This is a genomic window from Acinetobacter sp. MYb191 (assembly GCF_037572605.1).
GTDB lineage: Bacteria > Pseudomonadota > Gammaproteobacteria > Pseudomonadales > Moraxellaceae > Acinetobacter > Acinetobacter johnsonii.
Map to the genome: position 1 here is coordinate 244,721 of NZ_JBBGZP010000021.1, position 21,288 is coordinate 266,008.

General features: G+C 41.8%; 18 protein-coding genes. 8 read left to right on the forward strand and 10 right to left on the reverse strand.

Annotated features, from left to right (window positions below):
• Positions 1–29: 29 nt before the first annotated feature.
• Positions 30–719, reverse strand: coding sequence for an N-acetylmuramate alpha-1-phosphate uridylyltransferase MurU (murU, locus tag WH214_RS14940; RefSeq protein WP_339422611.1), 690 nt, complete (start codon positions 717–719; stop codon positions 30–32).
• On the reverse strand, positions 716–1,732 hold the full coding sequence (locus WH214_RS14945; RefSeq protein WP_339422610.1) for an aminoglycoside phosphotransferase family protein: 1,017 nt from the start codon (positions 1,730–1,732) through the stop codon (positions 716–718). Before WH214_RS14945 ends, murU begins: the two co-directional genes overlap by 4 nt.
• Positions 1,733–1,853: 121 nt before the next feature.
• Between WH214_RS14945 and WH214_RS14950 the strand changes: the two genes are divergently transcribed.
• Both WH214_RS14950 and WH214_RS14955 read left to right on the forward strand, forming a co-directional pair.
• Positions 1,854–4,313: an LPS-assembly protein LptD gene (locus WH214_RS14950; protein ID WP_339422609.1), complete on the forward strand. Its 2,460-nt coding sequence runs from the start codon at positions 1,854–1,856 to the stop codon at positions 4,311–4,313.
• Positions 4,313–5,617, forward strand: coding sequence for a peptidylprolyl isomerase (locus tag WH214_RS14955; RefSeq protein WP_004696818.1), 1,305 nt, complete (start codon positions 4,313–4,315; stop codon positions 5,615–5,617). The genes WH214_RS14950 and WH214_RS14955 overlap by 1 nt, the downstream gene beginning before the upstream one ends.
• A gap of 112 nt (positions 5,618–5,729) precedes the next feature.
• Here the strand turns inward: WH214_RS14955 and hfq are convergent, their stop codons facing one another.
• The 4 genes from hfq to tsaE form a co-directional block, all read right to left on the reverse strand.
• Positions 5,730–6,248: an RNA chaperone Hfq gene (gene hfq / locus WH214_RS14960; protein WP_062032896.1), complete on the reverse strand. Its 519-nt coding sequence runs from the start codon at positions 6,246–6,248 to the stop codon at positions 5,730–5,732.
• Between the two features lie 93 nt (positions 6,249–6,341).
• On the reverse strand, positions 6,342–7,286 hold the full coding sequence (miaA, locus tag WH214_RS14965) for a tRNA (adenosine(37)-N6)-dimethylallyltransferase MiaA (RefSeq protein ID WP_279744034.1): 945 nt from the start codon (positions 7,284–7,286) through the stop codon (positions 6,342–6,344).
• A gap of 6 nt (positions 7,287–7,292) precedes the next feature.
• Positions 7,293–9,233: a DNA mismatch repair endonuclease MutL gene (gene mutL / locus WH214_RS14970; RefSeq protein WP_339422608.1), complete on the reverse strand. Its 1,941-nt coding sequence runs from the start codon at positions 9,231–9,233 to the stop codon at positions 7,293–7,295.
• Positions 9,226–9,702: a tRNA (adenosine(37)-N6)-threonylcarbamoyltransferase complex ATPase subunit type 1 TsaE gene (tsaE, locus tag WH214_RS14975; protein WP_026056383.1), complete on the reverse strand. Its 477-nt coding sequence runs from the start codon at positions 9,700–9,702 to the stop codon at positions 9,226–9,228. Before tsaE ends, mutL begins: the two co-directional genes overlap by 8 nt.
• Before the next feature lie 121 nt (positions 9,703–9,823).
• On the opposite strand from tsaE, the gene WH214_RS14980 reads away from it, so the two are divergent.
• The 3 genes from WH214_RS14980 (at position 9,824) to WH214_RS14990 (ending at position 11,720) form a co-directional block, all read left to right on the forward strand.
• Positions 9,824–10,738: a pseudouridine synthase gene (locus WH214_RS14980; RefSeq protein ID WP_339422607.1), complete on the forward strand. Its 915-nt coding sequence runs from the start codon at positions 9,824–9,826 to the stop codon at positions 10,736–10,738.
• 112 nt (positions 10,739–10,850) lie between these two features.
• Positions 10,851–11,186 carry a type II toxin-antitoxin system RelB/DinJ family antitoxin gene (locus WH214_RS14985; RefSeq protein WP_339993684.1) on the forward strand — a complete coding sequence of 112 codons (336 nt, stop codon included), beginning with the start codon at positions 10,851–10,853 and terminating at the stop codon, positions 11,184–11,186.
• A gap of 93 nt (positions 11,187–11,279) precedes the next feature.
• Complete coding sequence (locus tag WH214_RS14990; RefSeq protein WP_004696801.1) at positions 11,280–11,720, forward strand: GNAT family N-acetyltransferase; 441 nt, start codon at positions 11,280–11,282, stop codon at positions 11,718–11,720.
• Between the two features lie 10 nt (positions 11,721–11,730).
• Here the strand turns inward: WH214_RS14990 and WH214_RS14995 are convergent, their stop codons facing one another.
• Positions 11,731–12,465 (reverse strand): pseudouridine synthase, encoded by a 735-nt coding sequence (locus WH214_RS14995; RefSeq protein WP_339993686.1) that lies wholly within the window; start codon positions 12,463–12,465, stop codon positions 11,731–11,733.
• A gap of 136 nt (positions 12,466–12,601) precedes the next feature.
• Between WH214_RS14995 and WH214_RS15000 the strand changes: the two genes are divergently transcribed.
• Both WH214_RS15000 and WH214_RS15005 read left to right on the forward strand, forming a co-directional pair.
• Complete coding sequence (locus WH214_RS15000) at positions 12,602–13,060, forward strand: DUF441 domain-containing protein (RefSeq protein ID WP_062032888.1); 459 nt, start codon at positions 12,602–12,604, stop codon at positions 13,058–13,060.
• Between the two features lie 235 nt (positions 13,061–13,295).
• Positions 13,296–14,516 carry an MFS transporter gene (locus tag WH214_RS15005; protein WP_183173145.1) on the forward strand — a complete coding sequence of 407 codons (1,221 nt, stop codon included), beginning with the start codon at positions 13,296–13,298 and terminating at the stop codon, positions 14,514–14,516.
• A 397-nt stretch (positions 14,517–14,913) separates the two neighbouring features.
• On the opposite strand, the gene WH214_RS15010 is transcribed toward WH214_RS15005, so the two are convergent.
• From WH214_RS15010 to WH214_RS15020, 3 genes are all read right to left on the reverse strand, one after another.
• Entirely contained in the window at positions 14,914–15,897 is a 984-nt protein-coding gene (locus WH214_RS15010) for an ion transporter (protein WP_339993688.1), read from the reverse strand.
• Positions 15,898–15,998: 101 nt separating this feature from the next.
• Positions 15,999–17,714, reverse strand: a complete 1,716-nt coding sequence (locus WH214_RS15015; RefSeq protein ID WP_339422605.1) for an AAA family ATPase — start codon at positions 17,712–17,714, stop codon at positions 15,999–16,001.
• Positions 17,715–17,842: 128 nt separating this feature from the next.
• Positions 17,843–19,807 carry a hypothetical protein gene (locus WH214_RS15020; RefSeq protein ID WP_339993690.1) on the reverse strand — a complete coding sequence of 655 codons (1,965 nt, stop codon included), beginning with the start codon at positions 19,805–19,807 and terminating at the stop codon, positions 17,843–17,845.
• A 239-nt stretch (positions 19,808–20,046) separates the two neighbouring features.
• On the opposite strand from WH214_RS15020, the gene mdh reads away from it, so the two are divergent.
• Entirely contained in the window at positions 20,047–21,258 is a 1,212-nt protein-coding gene (mdh, locus tag WH214_RS15025) for an iron-dependent methanol dehydrogenase (protein ID WP_004984892.1), read from the forward strand.
• Positions 21,259–21,288: the final 30 nt, after the last annotated feature.

Sequence of the window (21,288 nt, forward strand, 5' to 3'; positions counted from 1 at the left end):
ACAGTAGCTAACGCTTAGTGATTATGCACTTAAACGTACATACCTTGACGAATCTGTAGATCTAGATCACTTAATCGCTCAGGTGTGCCAACATCCACCCATGCGGCTTGCATTTTCTCAGCAGAAACTTTTCCAGCAGACATCGCTTCTTTTAGCAATGGAGCCAGCGGACGCTTACCTGCTTCCAATCCCTTAAACATCTGTGGGTGAATAACAGCAACACCACTATAAGTTAGCGCCTCACCCGACTGTTCTTGTTCAAAGGTATAAGCACGCCCTTGGTTTAAGATAAAGTCGCCTTTGGGATGTTGTGCTGGGTTAGGAACAAATACGAGATGCGCAAAATCGGCGTCCAACTGCACATCAAGTAAAGACGTAAAATCAAAAGTGGTCCAAACATCACCATTCACTAAAATAAACGGTTCTGTCCCCAACAGTGGTAGAGCATTAATAATACCACCTGCTGTTTCAAGCCCCTCTTCTTCACGCGTCCAACGAATAGTCACACCAAACTGTGAACCATCCCCAAGCGCACCAATCAACATATCGGCCAACCATGCAGAATTGATCACAATTTCTGTGACCCCAATTTGCTTGAGTTTTTCAATATGCCAAACGATCAGCGGTTTGCCACCCACTTCAAGCAGAGGTTTCGGTTTATATAATGTTAAAGGACGCATACGGTTTCCAAGCCCAGCGGCCAAAATCATCGCTTTCATGCTGCAACAACCTCATATTTGCCATATTTTGCTTCAAATTTTGGCATCACTTTATCGCAAATAAATTGCATGAAAGGTTGTAGTTCTGCATAAGGTTTGCTTTCTTCGAGTAAATACCACATCACACGTGGCAAATCTTTGAGATAGCCTGATTTGCCGTCACGTTCAAATAAACGCACAAAAATGCCTAAAATCTTAATATGCCGTTGTATCGCCATCATGTCAGCATCTTGCTTAAACTGTTCAAAGTCTCGCCCTTCTTTGGCAGAAGCTGGCAATAAGTCATAAAACACTTTAAACCAACGATAAACGCATTCAGGATTCCACTGTACATACGCATCACGTGTAATTGAGATCAGATCATAAGTATCTGCACCAATCACAGCATCCTGAAAGTCAATTACGCCTTGCTCTTGCTCATCTACCAAAAGCATGAGATTACGACTATGGAAATCACGATGTACAATCACTTGAGGCTGAGCCAAAGCAGCATTGGCTAAAATTGCAAATGTACGCTTAATCAGCGCAGACTCATCATCAGTGAGTTGAATCTGTAAACTTGGCAATAACCAATCTGTCAATAGCGACATTTCGGTCATTAACTTTTCATAAGAATAAGCTGGGAAATGACCTTCACCATCAATAGATTGCAATTGAATCAACTGCTTAAAACTTTGCTCATAATGTCCATCGACAGTCTTGTCATCGAGCTGGGTTGACAGTAGCACATCACCAAAATCTTCAAGCAATAAGAAGCCTTGCTCCAAATCTTTCGCCACAATATGTGGTACACGAACACCGTTCGTATAAAAAAATTCATCAATAGTCACAAAAGGCACACAATCTTCTTTTTCTGGTGGTGCATCCATCAGCATAAATGTTTTATTATTCAACTTGATTCGTGCATAACGACGGAAACTTGCATCGCCTGCTAAAAAGTTAATTTCAAATTGATCTGAACCAAGTACAGATGAAATCCATGTTTGTATCAATTGTTCACGTTGTGTATTCATTTGCGATAAATTCTAATACAGGCTGAGTTTTTAAAGTGCTAAGTGTAGCCACTTATCAACTTTTTCTCTATGATGCGACAATAATTAATTGCGTTTTAAGCATACTTGGTAAATGAGACACATGAAGCATCAGTTTAAATTTAATCCTTTAGCGACTGCGATATTTACCCTTCTTTGTGGTAGCTCAATCACAAGCTATGCTGCAACACCAACCACGTCTATTTCAGACGAACAACAATCGTTAAAACAAGTACTACAAGAAAGCTATCCTGGGCAAAAGTTTTTCGAACAATACTATGTCGATAAGTCATCTCCTGAAGCTCAACAGCGCCAAGGTCGTTACTTAAGTTCCGCGTATTGCCAAGGCACATGGCTAACCCCTGTAAGCCCTGAAACCAAAGCCGCTGACGCAGCCAATGCGACATCTACCATTACAGCGGACTATGGTCACTACAACCCACAAGGTGACTCTGTTCTTGAAGGTAATGTCCTGATTGATCAAGAAGGTCGGCAAATCCGCGCCGATAAAATCACAATTGATCAAACCCAGACCTTTGCCAATGCTGAAGGTCGTGTGCAAATGGCACAAAGTGGCTTATTAGCACAAAGTGACCAAATCAATTACAACCTAAAAACTCAACAAGGCGATCTGAAAAACAGTTTCTATATTTCAGAAGAACAACATGCGCATGGGCGGGCCGACCAAATCTTACGTGAGTCACAAACGACCACCACGCTAAAAAATGCAACTTATAGCACCTGCCCACCAGAGCAATCGCCAACATGGAAAATCCAAGCAGACGAAATTAAGTTAAATCAAGAAACTGGACGTGGTGAAACACGCGGCACAAAACTTTATGTTAAAGATGTACCCGTTCTCGCTGTTCCTTATTTCAACTTCCCAATTGATGACCGTCGTACTACCGGTATTTTGACCCCAAGTTTTGGCTTCACCAATGATGGTGGTGTCGAGCTTGCAGTGCCTGTTTATCTCAACTTAGCACCTAACTACGATGCGACCGTTACGCCACGCTATATCAGCGACCGCGGCCCAATGTTTGAGGGTGAATTTCGCTATTTGACCGAAAACTTTGGTTCAGGTCAAATTTGGGGGGGGTACTTAGCTGGTGACCGAAAATATGACGATGAAGACCGTAAAGATTTGCACTTTTTACATAACTGGCAAATCAATGAACAGTTCTCAACCAACCTTGAATATAACTATGCGTCAGACAAAGACTACTTTACTGACTTAAGCAATAACCCAAACACTAAGACAGACTTAAACCTGCGTCGTGCGTGGGAGTTAAACTACAAGAATGGAATTCCTGGTCTAAAAGCCCAACTAAAAGTTGAAGACTTCCAAACACTAGACGAAACCACACCCTACGTTGACCGTCCGTATGCGCGTTTACCACAGTTCTTACTCAACTATAAAGCGGGTAATGCACTGGGCTTAGAATACGAGTTCAACAACGATACGGCTTACTTTAAAAAGGACTTTGGGACTATCGACGGCGATACCAACGATAGCTTTGAACCAAGCGGCACCCGTGTCTATAATGACTTTTCTGTACGCTATAACCACCGTACACCGTGGGCTTTCGCCATTCCTGAAGTATCTATTCGCAATGTAAACACATTCTACGATCAAGATACCATCAATGAGTTTGACAACACCAACCGCTCATCGAATGACAAATCTTATGTTGTGCCACAGGTGACTTTTGATGCAGGTTTAACTTTTGAAAAAGAAGGCACTTTCTTACAGACGTTAAGCCCACGCATGTTCTATGCCTACGCACCCTATAAAAATCAAGATGGCGCACCAAACTTTGACTCTGCAACAGCATCGATCAACTATGATCAGTTATTTAGTGCAAATCGCTTCTATGGCCATGACCGTCTAGAAGACAATAACTTCTTGTCACTGGGCTTAAGCTATAGCCTATTTGATACGGTGGGTCTAGAGCGCTTAAAAGCCAGTGTGGGCCAAAGCTATTATTTCGAAGACCGCCGCGTAACGCTTGACCAAACAGCAGACGTCTTTGACAGAGAAAATCACTCTGGTCCGATTGTCAGCGTATCTAGCCAGCTCTCACAAAACTTTACCCTCGGTGCAAACTCAGCATGGATGGCAAATGGTGATAATGCGCAACGCGACTTACAACTTTACTTTACGGGCGATAAAGGCAACCTCTATAACGTTGGTTATTTCTACCGTAAAGAAATTGCAGACCGTCAAGAACATTACGACCAAGTGGTTGCATCTTTTGTACAACCAATCCATAACAACTGGCGTATTATGGGCCACGCTCAATATGACTTAGACAACAATGTCGCTCGTGAATACCTCCTTGGTGTCAATTACGAGTCTTGCTGTTGGGGGATCTCCGTTTATGGTCGCGAGTACTATAACGACTTGGATGACGTCAATGCTGCAGGTGTAGAACCTAAACGTGCAATTATGGCCGAAATTACACTTAAAGGCTTAGGCGGACTCAACAGTAAACTTTCATCATTACTAGAAAATCGTATTCTAGGCTTTAACAATATTAATCAGACTTGGACAGACCGTTAATGAAGACAAAACAGTTCAAACAATTTTTTAAAGCGAGTGCTTTGGCTTTAGCTCTCGCAACCGCTATTCCAACTTTTGTACATGCGTCGGATGAAGTTGTTGCTGTTGTCGATAACAGTGTCATTTTGAAGAGTGACTTAGAAGCAAGTATGGCTGAGCTCAAACATCAACTTGAGAGCCAAAAGAAACAAGTCCCACCAGAGCAATATTTGGCACAACAAGCATTAGAGCAACTGATTATTCGTCAGACTCAGCTTGAACAAGTGAAGCGTTACAACATTCAACCTGATGAAAAAAGCTTGAATGAAGCGGTTTTAAATGTTGCAAAACAATCCGGTAGCACAAGCCTAGAAGCATTCCAACAAAAGCTCGATAAAATGGCACCCGGAACCTATGCTTCTTTGCGTAGTCGCGTTGCTGAAGATTTAGCAATCAATCGTTTACGCCAGCAAATCGTTACCTCTCGTATCCAGATTTCAGATCAAGACGTTAAAAACTTCTTAAATACCCCACAAGGTCAAGCAGCACTCGGTAACCAAGTGCATGTGCTACATGTGCGTGTTTCAGGTGACAATGCTGACGCTGTGGCGAAGCAAGTTAAAACTGTACTAGCAAACGACAACGATGTCGCTGCAATCGCTAAAAAGTTCAGTACTGCTGGCACCAAAGTTGAAGGTGCAGATATGGGCTTTAGAGCACTTTCTGACATCCCTAGCGAGCTTGCAGCACGTGTGAGTCCACTCCAAGTGGGACAAACCACAGATTTAATTACAGTGCGTGATGGTGTACATCTTTTAAAATTAGTTGAACGCAAAGGTGCTGAGCAAAAAGCGATTGTGCCTCAATACAAAGCACGCCATATTTTGATACAACCGTCTGAAGTGGTTAGCCCTGAAAATGCTAAACAAATGATCGAAAGTTTGTATAACCGCGTCCAAAAAGGTGAAGACTTTGCCGTTTTGGCTTCCACCTACTCTAATGACACAGGTTCAGCACGTGATGGCGGGAGTTTGGGTTGGGTCAGCCCAGGTGTGATGGTTCCTCAGTTTGAAGAAACCATGAAAAATACACCGGTAGGTCAAACCAGTAAACCTTTCCAAACCCAATTTGGCTGGCATATTCTTCAAGTGACTGAAACACGTCAACAAGACATGACTGCTGAATACCAAGAGCGTATGGCACGTCAAATTTTAGGTGAGCGTCAATTTGATGCAGAGCTTGATAGCTGGTTACGCGAAACACGTAACAGAGCTTATGTCGAAATTAAAGACCCTAACTTAGATCGTAAGAACAACAAGTCATAAGTTTAAACACATAAAAAGACCAGTATTCATACTGGTCTTTTTTTGCTTGGACGAAAACTAAAAATTAGACATAAAAAAAGCCTCTCATGTGAGAGGCTTTTTTAACAATTAATTAACGATTATTTTCGTCATCTTGAGTATCTTCAAATTTTGATTCGCCATCAAAACCAGTCGATTGACCACCGAAGCCACCTTGACCACCGAAGCCACCTTGACTACCAAATCCACCACCTTGACCACCGAAGCCACCTTGACCACCGAAGCCACCTTGACCACCGAAGCCACCTTGTTGACCACCAAAGCCGCCTTGTTGACCACCGAAGCCACCTTGTTGACCGCCGAAGCCGCCTTGTTGACCGCCGAAGCCGCCTTGTTGACCGCCAAAGCTACCTTGTTGACCAGCACCAGCAGGTGCACCAGCAGGACGTGGGTTACGTGCAGGAACAACTGTAGAAATTGCATGCTTGTAAACCATTTGGCTTACTGTATTTTTTAATAAAACAACATATTGGTCGAAAGATTCAATATGACCTTGTAACTTAATACCGTTTACAAGGAAGATAGAGACAGGAATACGTTCTTTACGGAGAGAATTTAAGAACGGATCTTGCAAAGTTTGACCTTTAGACATGTTATAACTCCAAAAAAATTTAAAAATCAGCGCAAAAAACTATCTTTATTTTTCAATTAAAAATTATAAAAAAGATAGTAGCTAAATTTTGCTTTATCCGTAGCAGTTTCGCAAGTCTTCTTGTGCCTGCGTGATAGTAGAATACGTTGTAAATTTATGTGCCTCTTGCAAAGATCTTAACCAAGTGTATTGACGTTTGGCAAGTTGTCGTGTCGCAAAAAGTGCTTTATCCTCCATTTCACGTTGTTTTTCGACAGTTTTATCTCCTTTCTGTAAAAATTCGAGTGCTTGTCGATACCCAACTGAGCGCATAGAGGGTAAATTTTCATCTAAATCGTATTTTTTCATAAGTGCTTCCACTTCATTCAAAAATCCGATGTCCCACATAATTTTCAATCGTTGTGCAATTCTTTGGTGCAATTCGGCACGGTCTGGCATCAAAGCATAATTATGAAAATTATAGCGATAAGGCACGTTTTTAGGTTGTTCAGCTTGAAGTTTAGTAATAGGCTGCCCTGTCAATTTGTAAACTTCTAAAGCGCGAATAATCCGTTGTTTATCACTCACTTTAAACTTTTCGCCCGCCAGTGGATCCACACTGCATAATTCCGCATAGACCGCAGACCAACCCTCGCTTTCACCTTTGGCTTCTATTTCAGCACGAACAGCATAATCTGCGCTCGGTAAATTGCTTGAAAGGCCTTCTAATAGTGCCTTGAAATAGAGCATGGTTCCACCCACCAAAATCGGGGTTTTACCTCGTGCATGCATGTCATCAATTAAGCTACATGCATCTTCAACAAAGTTTGCAGCCGAATATACCTCTAATGGGCTAATAATATCGATAAGGTGATGTGGATATTGCAGCAGCTCTTCCTTGGTCGGCTTTGCAGTACCAATATCCATATCTTTAAAGACCAATGCTGAATCTACAGATATCAGTTCAAAATTTCCTCGCTCATAGAGCTGACATGCCAAAGCAGTTTTACCACTTGCAGTTGGCCCCATTAAATTGATGACCGGCAATTGAGTTGACATGTACAACTACTCTCCTCGAGCAAAAAGCTTATCTAGTTGAGCCAATGGAAACGCACGCCAAGTTGGGCGACCATGGTTACATTGGCTGGCAAATTCAGTTTGTTCCATTTGACGAAGCAAAGCATTCATTTCAGAAAGACCCAAAATGCGATGCGCGCGAACAGCACCATGACAGGCCATACCCGCTAGAATTTGATCACGCTTTTGCAGTAAGCCCTGCGCTTCATCATTTGGATCCAAATCGTTCAGTAATTCAGGTACCAGCGCTTCAAAGTTGGCTTTATGTAAAATCGCAGGCACACCACGAACAATCACTTGTTCATCGCCATATTGATCAATTTCAAGACCCAAGCGCGCCAATTGAGCTTTGAGCTCTTCCACTCGCGTAGCTTGCATTCGCGTGATATTAATCACTTTGGGAATAAGTAACTGCTGAGATGTCCAAAATTCTGGTTTATCCCATGCGGACTTCATTTGCTGTAGCAGAATACGCTCATGCGCTGCATGCATATCAACAATAATTAGCCCTTCTGTATTTTGAGCCAGCACATAAATACCATGCAATTGTGCAATTGCAATTCCCAACGGATGTTCATCGACTTTAGGGCTTTGCACTGTAAAATCAGCCAAAGGCTGAGCTTGATCAACAGCAGATGACGTATCACGCAGAGGTGCTAAATAGCTTTGCAAGGCATTATTAAGCTGTTGTGAGCCCTGATAGCGTGAAGGCTGCGCCGAATAATGGACGCCTTGCGGTTGATTTGAACTAAAGTCAGTGAGCATATCCGATGGGGCTTGCTCACCAGTTTTTGCAGACTCAACATGACGATGCAACTGCAAAGGCTCTTGATAGCGAGGCTGCACAGACATCAAAGCTTGATTCTCTGCAACCTTCATTGCATTAGATAAATCTGCGGTTGCCGTTTGAAACTGCGATAAAGTCTCTTTAGCATAATGACGTACAAATTCATGTACTTCACGTTGATTTAAAAAGCGAATTTCATGTTTGGTCGGATGTACATTGACATCAATATTTTCAGGGTCGACTTCCAGAAAAAGTAAATACCCCGCATGCTGATGTCCATGCAAAATACCATCATAAGCCATACGCAGCGCATGAGAGATGGTTTTATCTTTAACAATTCGACCATTCACATAAACATACTGCAAGTCAGCCTGAGCCCGCGCATCAGAAGGATGTCCCAACCAACCTGTTAAACGCATGTTGATGCTATCTGCATCCATCCAATAAGCATTTTCAGTAAATGTGCGCCCTAGCAACTGCTGTACGCGCTGAAAACGTAGCTCACCACTATCTGCAATCGGCAAGTTTAGTTTGATGCTTTGATTATGTTCAAGCACAAAACGAATATCGAAATGCGTCAGCGCTAAACGTCGGACAATTTCCTCAATATGACCAAACTCTGTGCCAGGCTTTTTGAGAAATTTTCGACGCGCAGGCACATTAAAAAATAAATCTTGTACCCGAATATGCGTACCTTTCGGCGCAGCTACAGCCTGAATCTCTTGACGGTCAAATGCAGTTCCATTGACTTCAACTTGATAGCCAATTCCATCATCCGCTTGACTACTGGTCAAGGTTAAACGCGACACCGCTGCAATAGAAGCCAATGCCTCTCCGCGAAAGCCTAAACTGACAATTGCATGTAAATCTTCAGCGGTTTGGATTTTACTGGTCGCATGGCGCATCACCGCCAAAGGGAGATCTTCAGCGTGAATCCCTCGACCATTGTCCATGATTTCAATTAAAGTACTGCCGCCTTGCTCTACCCGAATAATCAGCTCTGTCGCACCTGCGTCAATCGAGTTTTCAAGTAACTCTTTGACCACAGACGCTGGACGCTCAATGACTTCACCTGCTGCAATTTGGTTGGCTAAAGCAGGATTCAAAGTATGAATACGACGTATCTTTAAATCATCACGCATTGTTTAATTGGCTCTCTAATGCTTGTAATAATGCTACTGAATGGAAACTTAAGGTAGCAGACCGCGTCAGTTCATCTTCCGATTTTTGGATATCAATAATTAAGTCCGCCTCAGGGATCTCATCGCCCCCTTTAGACGGCCATTCAAACAAAAACAATGCATTGGGCGTTTCCAAATAGTCACGGATACCCATTAACTCCAGCTCATACGGATCGTTTAAACGATACAAGTCAAAATGGAAAATATCACGCCCTTGAACTTGATACGGCTCAACTAAGGTATAAGTTGGGCTTTTCACGGAACCTTGATGGCCTAAATGCTGTAAATAATGGCGTGTTAGCGTAGTTTTACCCGCACCCAAATCCCCAATTAAATACACTACACCCGTCGTAAAATGCTGTGCCAAAATTTGCGCTAAATTTTGGGTATCTTGTTCATTATTGAGCGTTAAATTAAATGAATACTGCATAATACTCACGACAAGTGACAAAAGAACAATTATGATAGCACTGGACTCACAAAATGCCCAAGCCGCAAGCTTGAAATCTCGTATTTAACTGCGCCAACCGATTAGATATTGCCTGCACATCATGCTCAACATAAAACCTGCTGAATTTTGCCCTCCCATGCTCAATGGCGTGAGCGCAAGTAAAGTGTTTCTGCCTAAATTAAAGCCAGCACCGCACACCGTATTGGCTTATTTATCTGACCAATTTCCGCATATTGAAGCAAATGAGTGGCAGCAACGCTTTCATGATGGCTTGGTCTATGACGCTGTAGGTAATGTACTCCATACAAATTCGGCATATCTTGAAAATCAGCATGTGTTCTATTACCGCTTTTTAGCGCATGAAATTGAAGTACCATTTCAGCATGACATTTTATTTGAAAATGATCATTTCTTAGTGGTGGATAAGCCGCACTTTTTGACCATCAGTCCAACGGGGCAATATGTTCAACAAACCCTATTAGTGCGCCTGAAAAAACAAACAGGCATTGAGCATTTAACGCCCATCCACCGCCTTGACCGTGAAACCGCTGGCTTAGTGATGTTTTCCAAATGCACTCACAGTAGAGGTCTGTATCAGCAAATGTTTGCAGATCGACAGGTTCAAAAAACCTATCATGCGATTGCATCGTTTAACCGCGAACTCAACTTTCCACATACTGTAAAACTACATATGCAAAAAGGTGAACCGTTCTACACTATGCAAGTCCTAGACAAAGCACCGAACAGTGAAACTGAGATCTTGCTTTTAGAACATGATGAAACATGGGCAAAATATGAGCTTAAACCCGAGACAGGGAAGCAACATCAACTCCGTGTACACCTCAACTTCTTAGGTCTTCCGATTAAAAATGATCCGTTCTATCCTAAAGTTGTACATAAAGCCGACGATGATTTTAGTCAGCCTTTACAGCTCTTAGCCAAGCATCTTTCATTTAAAGATCCAGTAACTCAACAGCTTATGCAGTTTAGCTCCAATCTTGAATTGACATTGTAATCTGCTTGTCATTACAAAATAATTTAAAATTCCATTGTATGAATATTGAAATTACAATGGAATTGATTAAAATAACCTCTACCCTTAAGTCGTTCAAATTATTTAAAAAATCATGAGAAAAACAGAAGTCTATCAAAATCGACTCGATTCCCAAGAAAAGAAACAAGCTTTTGCGGTGTTTAAACAACTGGGAATTACGCCTGCACAAGCCGTTCGTTTGTTCTTCAAACAAGTGGTTTTAACCAAATCCATCCCTTTTTCAATTGAAAACCAGAACATCAATATTGAACAGCTGATTAAACTACGTAAGCTCAAGCAAGAACAGAAAGCGGTTGAACACATCACTAGTGCAGACTCAACAGCAACCAATGATTTATTTGCAGACGATGAACATATTGATCTTTTTGAAGAATTAGCTGCAATCTTGGGAGAAAGTGACAAAACTTAACAGTGTTGCATTTCTAAACAAATTTGAGAAATATCTCTTTCAAAACTTAGGTATGCTTCATGTAAATATTATAAATACAGCATGGAGTAATACATGATCGTTAGACGTGCCACTTTAGAAGACTTAGAAAAACTTGCTGTATTATTTGATGAATATCGCCAATTTTATGGTGCATCTTCCAACTTAGCGCTTTCCCAAAAGTTCCTTAAACTTCGCCTTGAAAACGAACAAAGCGTCATCTTCATTCATGTCAAAGACGATGTGATTACAGGTTTTGTGCTGCTGTATTTAGGTTTCTCTTCTGTGGCCTGTGCAACTTATTATATTTTAGATGATGTTTATGTTTCTCCACCGCATCGTCGCCATGGCTCAGCAAAACAATTGATCGATACCGCGATTTTGTTTGCAAGACACGAAAAAGCCATTCGTATTACGCTTGAAACGCAAAAAAATAATTATCAATCCCACAGCTTATATGAAGCCATGGGCTTTGTAGCGGATAATGAGTTTAAGACCTATCATTGCTTTCTATAGCATTCAGCGTCTAAAGACCTTCACTCTCAAGATCATTGCGTGTCTTGGCTAAAGCCACTTGTTCAGCATTTAAATAGATCCAACGTCCCTCGACTAAATCTGGTATCCCCGTTAAGTCGAGCGCTCCAATTTGCTGACGATGCAAGCTCTCAACTTTATTTCCCACTGCCGCAAGCATACGTTTCACTTGATGATATACCCCTTGATGCACGGTCATTTGCAGTTCACATTCAGCTAAGCGTTTTACATCTGTTGCAGCAAAACTCCCTTTTTCATTTCGCAGTTCAACCCCTTGCTCCAGCTGTTGAACTTGTTCATCTGTAACAGAGTCGGCCATTTTAATCCGATACACTTTTGCCACATGCTTTTTAGGGTGTGTCAGCGCTTGTAAAAACTGACCATCATCGGTGAGTAACAATAAACCTGTGGTGTCTTGATCTAGACGACCTACACACTGAATACCACGATTTAAGAGCACATCGTCAAACAAATCAAAAACACTAAAATGATGTGTCGCCTGATGTGAACATTCATAGCCTTGAGGTTTATTTAAGGCGATATAGACTTTTTCACGGTATTCAAAGCTCTCGCCATGTACCTTGTAGTGAAGCGCATCCAATTTGAGTTTATGTTTAGGGTCAGTAATGATCTGCCCATCAATTTCAATGGCTGCATTTTTAATCAACTGTTGGCAATGCTTTCGCGAACCAAATCCTTGCGACTGCAACATTTTTTCCAACAGCATCAGCACACCACATTTTTAAATAAAGGCTTATTTTATACTGAAATACAGGAACATCAATCAAAGGACTCGGATCATACGGCAGAGTGGCTAAAAAAGCGTTACAATGCACATGTTTTTTTGACCAGTCTCGCCCCCTATGCCGAACTTAGATTTGAACCTGATCGTCCTCCTGATCCTACTGGCTTGCGGTATTTTTAGTCACAATTCTGCAGTAACCATTGCTGCGGCAGTACTCATTATTTTGCGGATGACGCCACTGAGTGAATACTTCCCACTCATCCAACAACATGGATTAAATATCGGGATCATCATTTTAACCATTGCAGTTTTAGTGCCTATTGCAAGTGGTAGAATTAGCGGTGAAAGTATTTTTAAATCTTTTTTAAGTATCAAATCATTACTTGCTATCGCGATTGGCGTTTTGGTTGCATGGCTAGGTGGGCGCGGCGTAAAACTGATGTCAAACCAACCCGATGTTGTTGCAGGCTTGCTGGTCGGAACCGTTGCAGGAGTGGCTTTACTACGTGGCGTCCCAGTCGGCCCACTCATTGCGGCTGGTTTACTTACCCTAATCATTGGTACAGGACAGCCCTAGCCTAACAAATCCAAACTCTTAAGCTAGGTCGGATTAATCTGTATTTTCTGCTTTTAAATTTGATTTCTTATATAGAATGATCACTCAATGTAGCGCTATGAATAAATATTCATAGTGCAGAATCTTCAGAGTTCATATGAATATTACGATTGCTTAGTTCACTTATAACTTTTTTGAACAACCAAATTTTCATGTGACAAAGAACGTATAATACTTTTCATTTACTCCTCTATTTATGTCCTCTCAAGAAAATAGCATCTCTCCAACAAGCCACTTATCTGTCATTATTTTGGCATTGGCACTCGGTGGTTTTTGTATTGGGACTACTGAGTTCGTTGCGATGGGACTCATCCAAGAGATCTCACAAAGTTTCAAGCTCAGTATTCCTGTCACAGGGCATTTTATTAGTGCTTACGCTTTAGGCGTGACTATTGGCGCACCTGTGATTGCCATTTTGGCCGCAAAGGTTCCGCGTAAAACACTCTTAATTGGCCTCATGCTGTTTTATGGCATCGCCAATGCCAGTACAGCACTCGCAAACAGCTATGAGTCTATGTTGGTCTCACGTTTTATTGCAGGTTTCCCTCACGGCGCTTACTTTGGTATTGCCGCTTTGGTGGTTGCAGAGTTTGCAGGAAAACAAAAACGTGCTTCGGCGGTCGCCATGCTGATGATGGGGCTGAATGTCGCGACCGTGATTGGTGTGCCTTTTGCGACATGGCTGGGTCAGCTGTATGGTTGGCGTGCAGGTTTTGAGTTTTCTGCATCTATCGCATTTTTGACCGTGGTCGCGATTTGTTTTGGCCTACCTAAAATGCAGCTGGATCACACCGCCAGCATTCAAAATGAACTGCGTGGACTTAAAAATACACAAATGTGGATCACGCTTGCAGTTGGTGCAATTGGATTTGGTGGACTATTCTCTGTATATAGTTATGTATCGCCTATTTTGACTGAATATACTCATGCTAGCATTCAAGTCATTCCGTTTGCGCTGGCGTGTATTGGGCTCGGGTTGGTCATTGGTGGTGTTGTCGCAGGACACTTTGCCGATAAAAACTTAAATAAGGCGATTATTTGGGTCTTAATTTCCAATGCCTGCTCTTATGTGCTTTGTGCTTTATCTATGGATCACCTTGCCACTGCTTTTATTGCACTCTTCTTAGTCAGCTTCAGTATTGCAGGCTTGGGGCCTTTACTACAAACCCGATTAATGGATGTTGCTGGTCATGCACAAGGTTTAGCAGCTTCACTCAATCACTCTGCATTTAATATTGCCAATGCCTTTGGTGCATTCCTAGGTGGTTGGCTCATTAGTCAGGGATTGGGCTGGTTAGCACCGATTTGGGTAGGTACTTTATTGAGCCTAGGTGGACTGATCATTTTATTACTTGCCTTTCAGCATGAGAAAAAGTCGATATCTGCATGTAAAAGCGATGCAAATCAGACTTGTTAAAACCAAATAAGTAACCTTCATCTAAAAACAATAAGCGTGCATAAAAATTCAATCGTATTGTTATGCACGCTTTTACAATCCATCATTCAGATTAATGTCAGGCCGTTAAGAATCTACGAGCATTTTCTTTTTAAACTCTAGATTTTATTCGATACGCGATAACGTCATCCACAAGCTGATCAAGAATAAAAGCAATGCTTTTTTACAGCCAAGATGAAGCAATCACCCTTAATACGGACTGTTTTGTAGATGACCAATGTTTTTAATTTTTTTGACGCATGAGAAGCACCACTTCGCAAAGAACATAAAGAACTCCGAAAATTGAACTTAAAATGGTGAGACTTTACAGTAAAGAGTTAAAAAGAAGAATACGAAACTCCTTAACTGACTGGCATAATCATTCAGGTAGTTTCTTCCCGCAGTGTGGACAATAGGCATATTGCTCACGCTCTTGCCTTAAAGATTCTTCTTTTTGTTCACGAATGAGCTGTAAAATAATATCGTGTGTTTGCTCTTTGGTCAGCCCAACTTCTTTACGAACTTCTTCAATTTTTTCTGTCTCTAAGACAAAATCAATATCGCTATTTTGGATTAATTCTCGAAATCTAAGTTCAAGTTTTTCTTTACGCTGTTCAAGTTCATTGGCTAAACCATTGGCTAAAATACCCGCAGGCAATGCGGCCAAACCTACACCTAAGATGGTAATAATCGCACCAAGAAAGCGTCCTAGCGGCGTAATAGGTGTCACATCGCCATAACCCACGGTCGTAAGTGTAACCACGGCCCACCACATTGAAGCTGGAATGGAGCTGAAAACTTCAGGTTGTGCCTGACTTTCAATCAAATACACCCCTGCAGCCGCCATAATGATCATAATCATTAAGATGAAAATAACTGCTTGAAATGAGCCTTTTTCGCGCTCGATGACTCGTAATAAAATTTGTAGCGAGACAAAATAGCGGGTGAGCTTGAGAAGTCGGAGCAGACGAACAATTCTTAAGAATCGTAAGTCGAACTGAACAAAAAAGTTTAAATAGGCAGGTAGAATAGCCAAGAGGTCGATAATCGCCCCACCGCTTTTGACCCAATTTAGACGATTTTTCCAATCCGACTCAAAACTATTAGATTCAGCAATTGACCAAAAACGTAAGAGATAATCGACGCTAAAAACAACAATAGAAAAGATTTCAAAATAATAGAAAAAGTCTTGATACAACACATAGTACTTTTGCACCGACTCCAGCAAGACCGCAGCAGCATTACTCATAATCAGTGCAATGAGAAAATAGTTCAACCCTCGACTTAAGGGCGTCTCATAATCTTCATTATGCAAATTGTTATAAACAAATTTGCGTAGCGTGTACCAAGCTGTCAATTTCATTACGATTCTAAGTTATTCTTATCCCTTAAAATTCAGTTTAACTGAAGTTCGGAGCAATGTAAGTAAGAAATTTCTGCACGAAATGCCCTAGTTTTAAGATGTTATTCAATATATAACAGCGCTAAGCGAACTTGGTCATAGCCCATACGTGGATTAGTCAGTTCCACAATTGGACGAAGCTTAATCGCACCATCTTCACTAAAGTGTTCTGTTTGCTGACGCTTCATTAAGCGTTTATAAATTTTCCGCACTTGCTCCACCACTTCTTCTCCAGGATGTGCCACGGAAATATCCAAGCCTTGCTCTTTATGCAACTTTGCCAAATGGTTGATAATGGTTGCAGCTGTCAAACCGCGCTCTTGGGCGATATCTGCAATTTCATAACCACCTTCAAACAATTCACGTGTTTCATCGAGTGTTGCAGAAGCATAGTTGGCTTTACCTGCATTACGGGCAATTTTCTTTTCATTCCGCTCAATCTCAATTTCATTGAGCGTTCCGCCACAGTGACGAATAAAGGCCTTGTGCTGTGGCTCAAGATCAATGGCCTCAAAGTGAGTCTCAGCTTCATCGGACAGTTCTTGGAAGCGGCGGTCTGCCTTAATGGCAAGACTATCTAACTCCAACGCTTGTTCATTAAAACCTAACAACCTTAAACCTTCCAAAGTCTTTAAGCGCGACAAAGCCACATAGCCCTGTCCTTTTTCAAAAGTATGACTAAGATTAATTTCCGCTGCCGCTAAAGTCATCCCTTGTGACTTATGGATGGTGATGGCCCATGCCAAACGCAATGGAATTTGCTGAAAACTGGCAATGGTTTTACCTGCATCATTGTCCACTGACCACGTTTCAGGCTCGACCACCAGTACCGTGCCATCAGTCAGTTTGACTTTCGGCAAGATCCCAAAGTCATCATCTTCTTCAAAGCCCACCACTTCGCCTAAGCTACCGTTGATATAGCCCACATCAAAGTTGTTCTTTACAAACATTACTTTGGCATTTTTCTTGAGGGTTAGATTTTCAGGTGCACGCACAGAAGACTTTAAAGTTTCAATAAGCTTGTCATTGCCATCACACACCGCCTCAAACTGTCGACCTTCATTTTCAATTTCATTCAAATGTTTGAAGTTGATGGTGTCCACGTCCATATTATGTGTATATAAACGTGTAAAGGTTTCTCCAATATCTTGCTGACGCGTGGCTTGTAAAGCCTGCAAGTGCTCAGAGTTAATACTCTGACCACGAATGGCATTTAAAATATCATTGAGATAATCATTGCCCTGACGGTGCTGCTCAGTCAAATAACACACGCGAAATTTAGCTTCCACCCAAGCATCAGACATAAAACAGAATTTATCGCGATTGCGTTCTTCATTTTTACCGACTGGCGGTAACTGGAAGAAATCACCTGCAACGATCACTTGAATCCCGCCAAACGGCTCTTCACTTTCTTTAAAGAACTTAAGGACTTTATTGACCAAATTGAGTTGCTTGGCATGTAGCATCGAAATTTCATCGATGATTAAGACTTGGGCATTTTCTAAATGCTCTTTTAAGTATTTACGTTCTTTCATGCGTTTGAGTTCATCTTCCCCCAACGCATCTTTAATTCCAATGCCAGCCCAAGTATGAATGGTCATGCCATTCATATGCGTTGCGGCAATACCTGTAGAAGCCGTAATCGCCACAGGCACTTTGCGGGCTTTTAAATAGTTAATGTATTGGTTTAGCGTATAGGTTTTTCCTGCACCAGCGGAGCCGGTTAAAAAGACATTTTCGCCCGCTTTTAAGAGTTTGAGTGCAGTTTCTTGCTTCATAAGACCTATACCATTGATGAACGGCTATAGCCTACCGAGTTTTTGCAAAAAAGTTAAGCAGATCTCGTCACACTACAAATGACGTGCGACAAATTAGGTCCATTGTTGTTTAAATTTTAAGAGCTGGGTTATTCGGTTTGGTTCAGCATGGCAATGAATTGTTCAGCGACTACCACATCATCGGGTAGTGCTTTTTGGTTATTTGGATATTCAAGCTGATCAAATAACAGTTGCCCTGCAATATAATGACAACCGAGCGTCAAGTGCCGCTGTGCGTCGGTATGACTCATATGAAATGCAGCATATTCACGTACAATGATTCGCTCAGCAAAACTGGCTGCTAAACAATGTTGAAAGCGACGTGATTCAGCAATGATGCGATCAATATCTTTGAGCTCCTCAAGCACCCAACTCTCAATAAAATAATAAGCTTCATGACTGATCGGTTGCCATGAGACACAACCAAGCTTTCGTTTCAGTTCAGCGAGTAACTCTTGGCTATGCAATTGATCATGCCACTGCACAGCCTGATGAAATAGGCTCTTCCATGTGACATTTTTTAAAACCTCCTTTTGCGTCTCAAAATGTTCAGGCAAATAATCGCGCACATAAGCATCAAACACCGAAACTCGTAAAGGAGGCCGATTTAAATAAAACAACTGTCGAAAGCTTTCAATATGCAATTTATGTTGCTTTAACTGAAGATAAAAATCACGGTGTTGTTGCTTATCTTCGCTAAAATAAACCACTAAGTCTTCAGGAAGTGTCTGCGCAATTTTATCTAGATGCTGAATATATGCCTGCATTACACGACTCAATTTTGTGTAGACCCGTTTCCCCCATTCAGGTTGTTGTTCGACCACACGGTGCAGCAGTTCGAGCCATTCATCTAAATACAAAATAGACGGGCTGATTGCTATCCGCTGATCATCCATATCTTGGCGTCTATTTTTTAAGACCACATGCTGGTTGGCCTCCAGCTCAAACCAGTGCTGTTGTAAGGCATACTCATAGCAACTTTGTATAAATAAACGAGCCGCAACATGTTGGAAGTACTTTAAGGTGGTCACAATAATTTCAGGATGATAAGACTGCGTATCGAGATAACTCAAAGCCGTTACGGCAACGCGTATACTACTGTGCTGAATATTTTGACTCACCCAGTCTGTCACCACAGCTTTTTGTTTAAATAACCAATTTACGGTACGGCTTTCATCAAAAATTGGGAGTTTGGCGACCTTCTTTTGCCATGTCTTAGTTTCAGCTTTTAAAAAATGGCGCTTTGACAACAAATCACGCGATGTCCAAAAATCCCGATGCATAAGCCGCACAAAGCCGAGCATATGGGACTGCTCTTTAGCATGCGGATATAACAAGTGAATATCGTGCGTATGATCCATCAACTCTTGTAAAGAAAACCGTTCAGGAAATGCCGTTTGTACAATGCGATAAACATGCGGTTCTAAGAATTGACTGGCACTGCAACACAGCTCATCATAACTATTCATCAAAGACTGTAAGGGTAAAATATCTTCCGCCTGATCTGCATCTAAGTTGCATAAGCGCTGCAACTCGGCCAGCAGACTTCGCTCAGAAGCTGGATCAGCTGCATTGAATTCAACTCGCTGGCATAACTGTTGAAAGAGTTCTGATTGCGTTTCCCGTATTTCAGTAAAAATCGTTTGCACGCGACTCGGCCCATCGAACAAAACAAACAGCTGTTGAAGAATCAGCTGACGCAACTGTTTAACTTTATTGCGCAAATACAAAGAATGTTGTGGAGATTGATCACCCACTAAAAATACAATGTCGTGTAAACAAAACTCTTCGAGTGCTTCTGCATAGTGCCCTTGATAGATAAACTGCGAGACACACAGCTCCGCCTGTTCAGCTGGCGCATAAAACTGAATATGAAAACAATGATTTAAAATTTGAATTCGTTGTGTTTTTACGTCAACACTTAAAACGTTTTGTACATTGAGTGTGGAAAGAAAAGCGGACTGCTCGTGATAAAGCTGCTGAATACTTGGAACAACTTGTCTTAACTGTATAGCAAGACTTTGATATTGCTTAAGCTTATCGTTTTGCTCCACGGCTGACCCTCTTTGAATTTGGCTATTTTCACCACAACTTCAAAACCAATATAAACAAATCCTGAACCACAGGCTATGCCTTTTATCGCTAGCTATTCTGTTCGATGAAGCCATTTCTCCTCATTCCCTTACTTAGGGTAGGTATTTGGTAGGTACACAAGTTTTTTGAATCATTCGATACTCTAAAAACGGTAATGAGCACCGATAACAACATAAATAATGGTAGAAGGAATCGCACCATGGCTTTTAAAAATATTGCAGATCAAACGAACGGTTTTTATATCCCTTGTGTTTCACTTTTTGGCCCGGGCTGTGCCAAAGAAATTGGTGGCAAAGCACAAAACCTCGGTGCAAAGAAAGCACTGATTGTAACCGACGCAGGTTTATTTAAATTTGGCGTAGCCGACACCATTGCAGGATATCTCAAAGATGCAGGTGTTGATAGCCACATCTTCCCAGGTGCAGAACCGAACCCAACTGACATCAATGTCCACAACGGCGTGACTGCGTATAACGAACAAGGTTGTGACTTTATTGTGTCCTTAGGTGGTGGTTCTTCGCATGACTGCGCTAAAGGTATTGGACTCGTGACTGCAGGTGGTGGTCATATTCGTGACTACGAAGGGATCGATAAAAGTACGGTTCCAATGACCCCTCTTATTGCAATCAACACCACGGCAGGTACAGCGTCAGAAATGACACGCTTCTGTATTATTACCAATACAGATACCCATGTAAAAATGGCAATTGTAGACTGGCGCTGTACTCCACTGATTGCAATTGATGACCCTAAACTGATGATTGCAAAACCTGCAAGCTTAACAGCGGCAACAGGTATGGATGCCTTAACCCATGCAGTAGAAGCTTATGTTTCAACAGCAGCAAACCCAATCACTGATGCCTGTGCTGAAAAAGCCATTTCAATGATTAGCGAATGGTTAAGTCCAGCAGTTGCGAACGGCGAAAACTTAGAAGCGCGTGATGCCATGAGTTATGCACAATATTTAGCAGGTATGGCATTTAACAATGCATCTCTAGGTTATGTCCATGCGATGGCTCACCAACTCGGTGGCTTCTATAACCTACCTCACGGCGTATGTAATGCAGTCCTACTTCCACACGTCTGTGAGTTCAACTTAATTGCCTGCCCTGATCGTTATGCACGAATTGCTGAACTGATGGGAGTTAACATCACAGGTTTAACTGTGACAGAAGCTGGATATGCTGCCATTGACGCAATTCGTGAACTATCTGCATCGATTGGTATTCCATCGAGCTTGTCTGAACTGGGTGTGAAAGAGCAAGATTTGGGTGTTATGTCTGAAAATGCGCAAAAAGATGCCTGCATGCTGACGAACCCACGTAAAGCAAACCATGCTCAAGTGGTCGACATATTCAAAGCTGCACTCAAATCTGGTGCTTCAGTGGTCGATTTTAAAGCAGCGGTCTAAGTTCTCTCCTTAACTTTTTGTTTGCTTTGA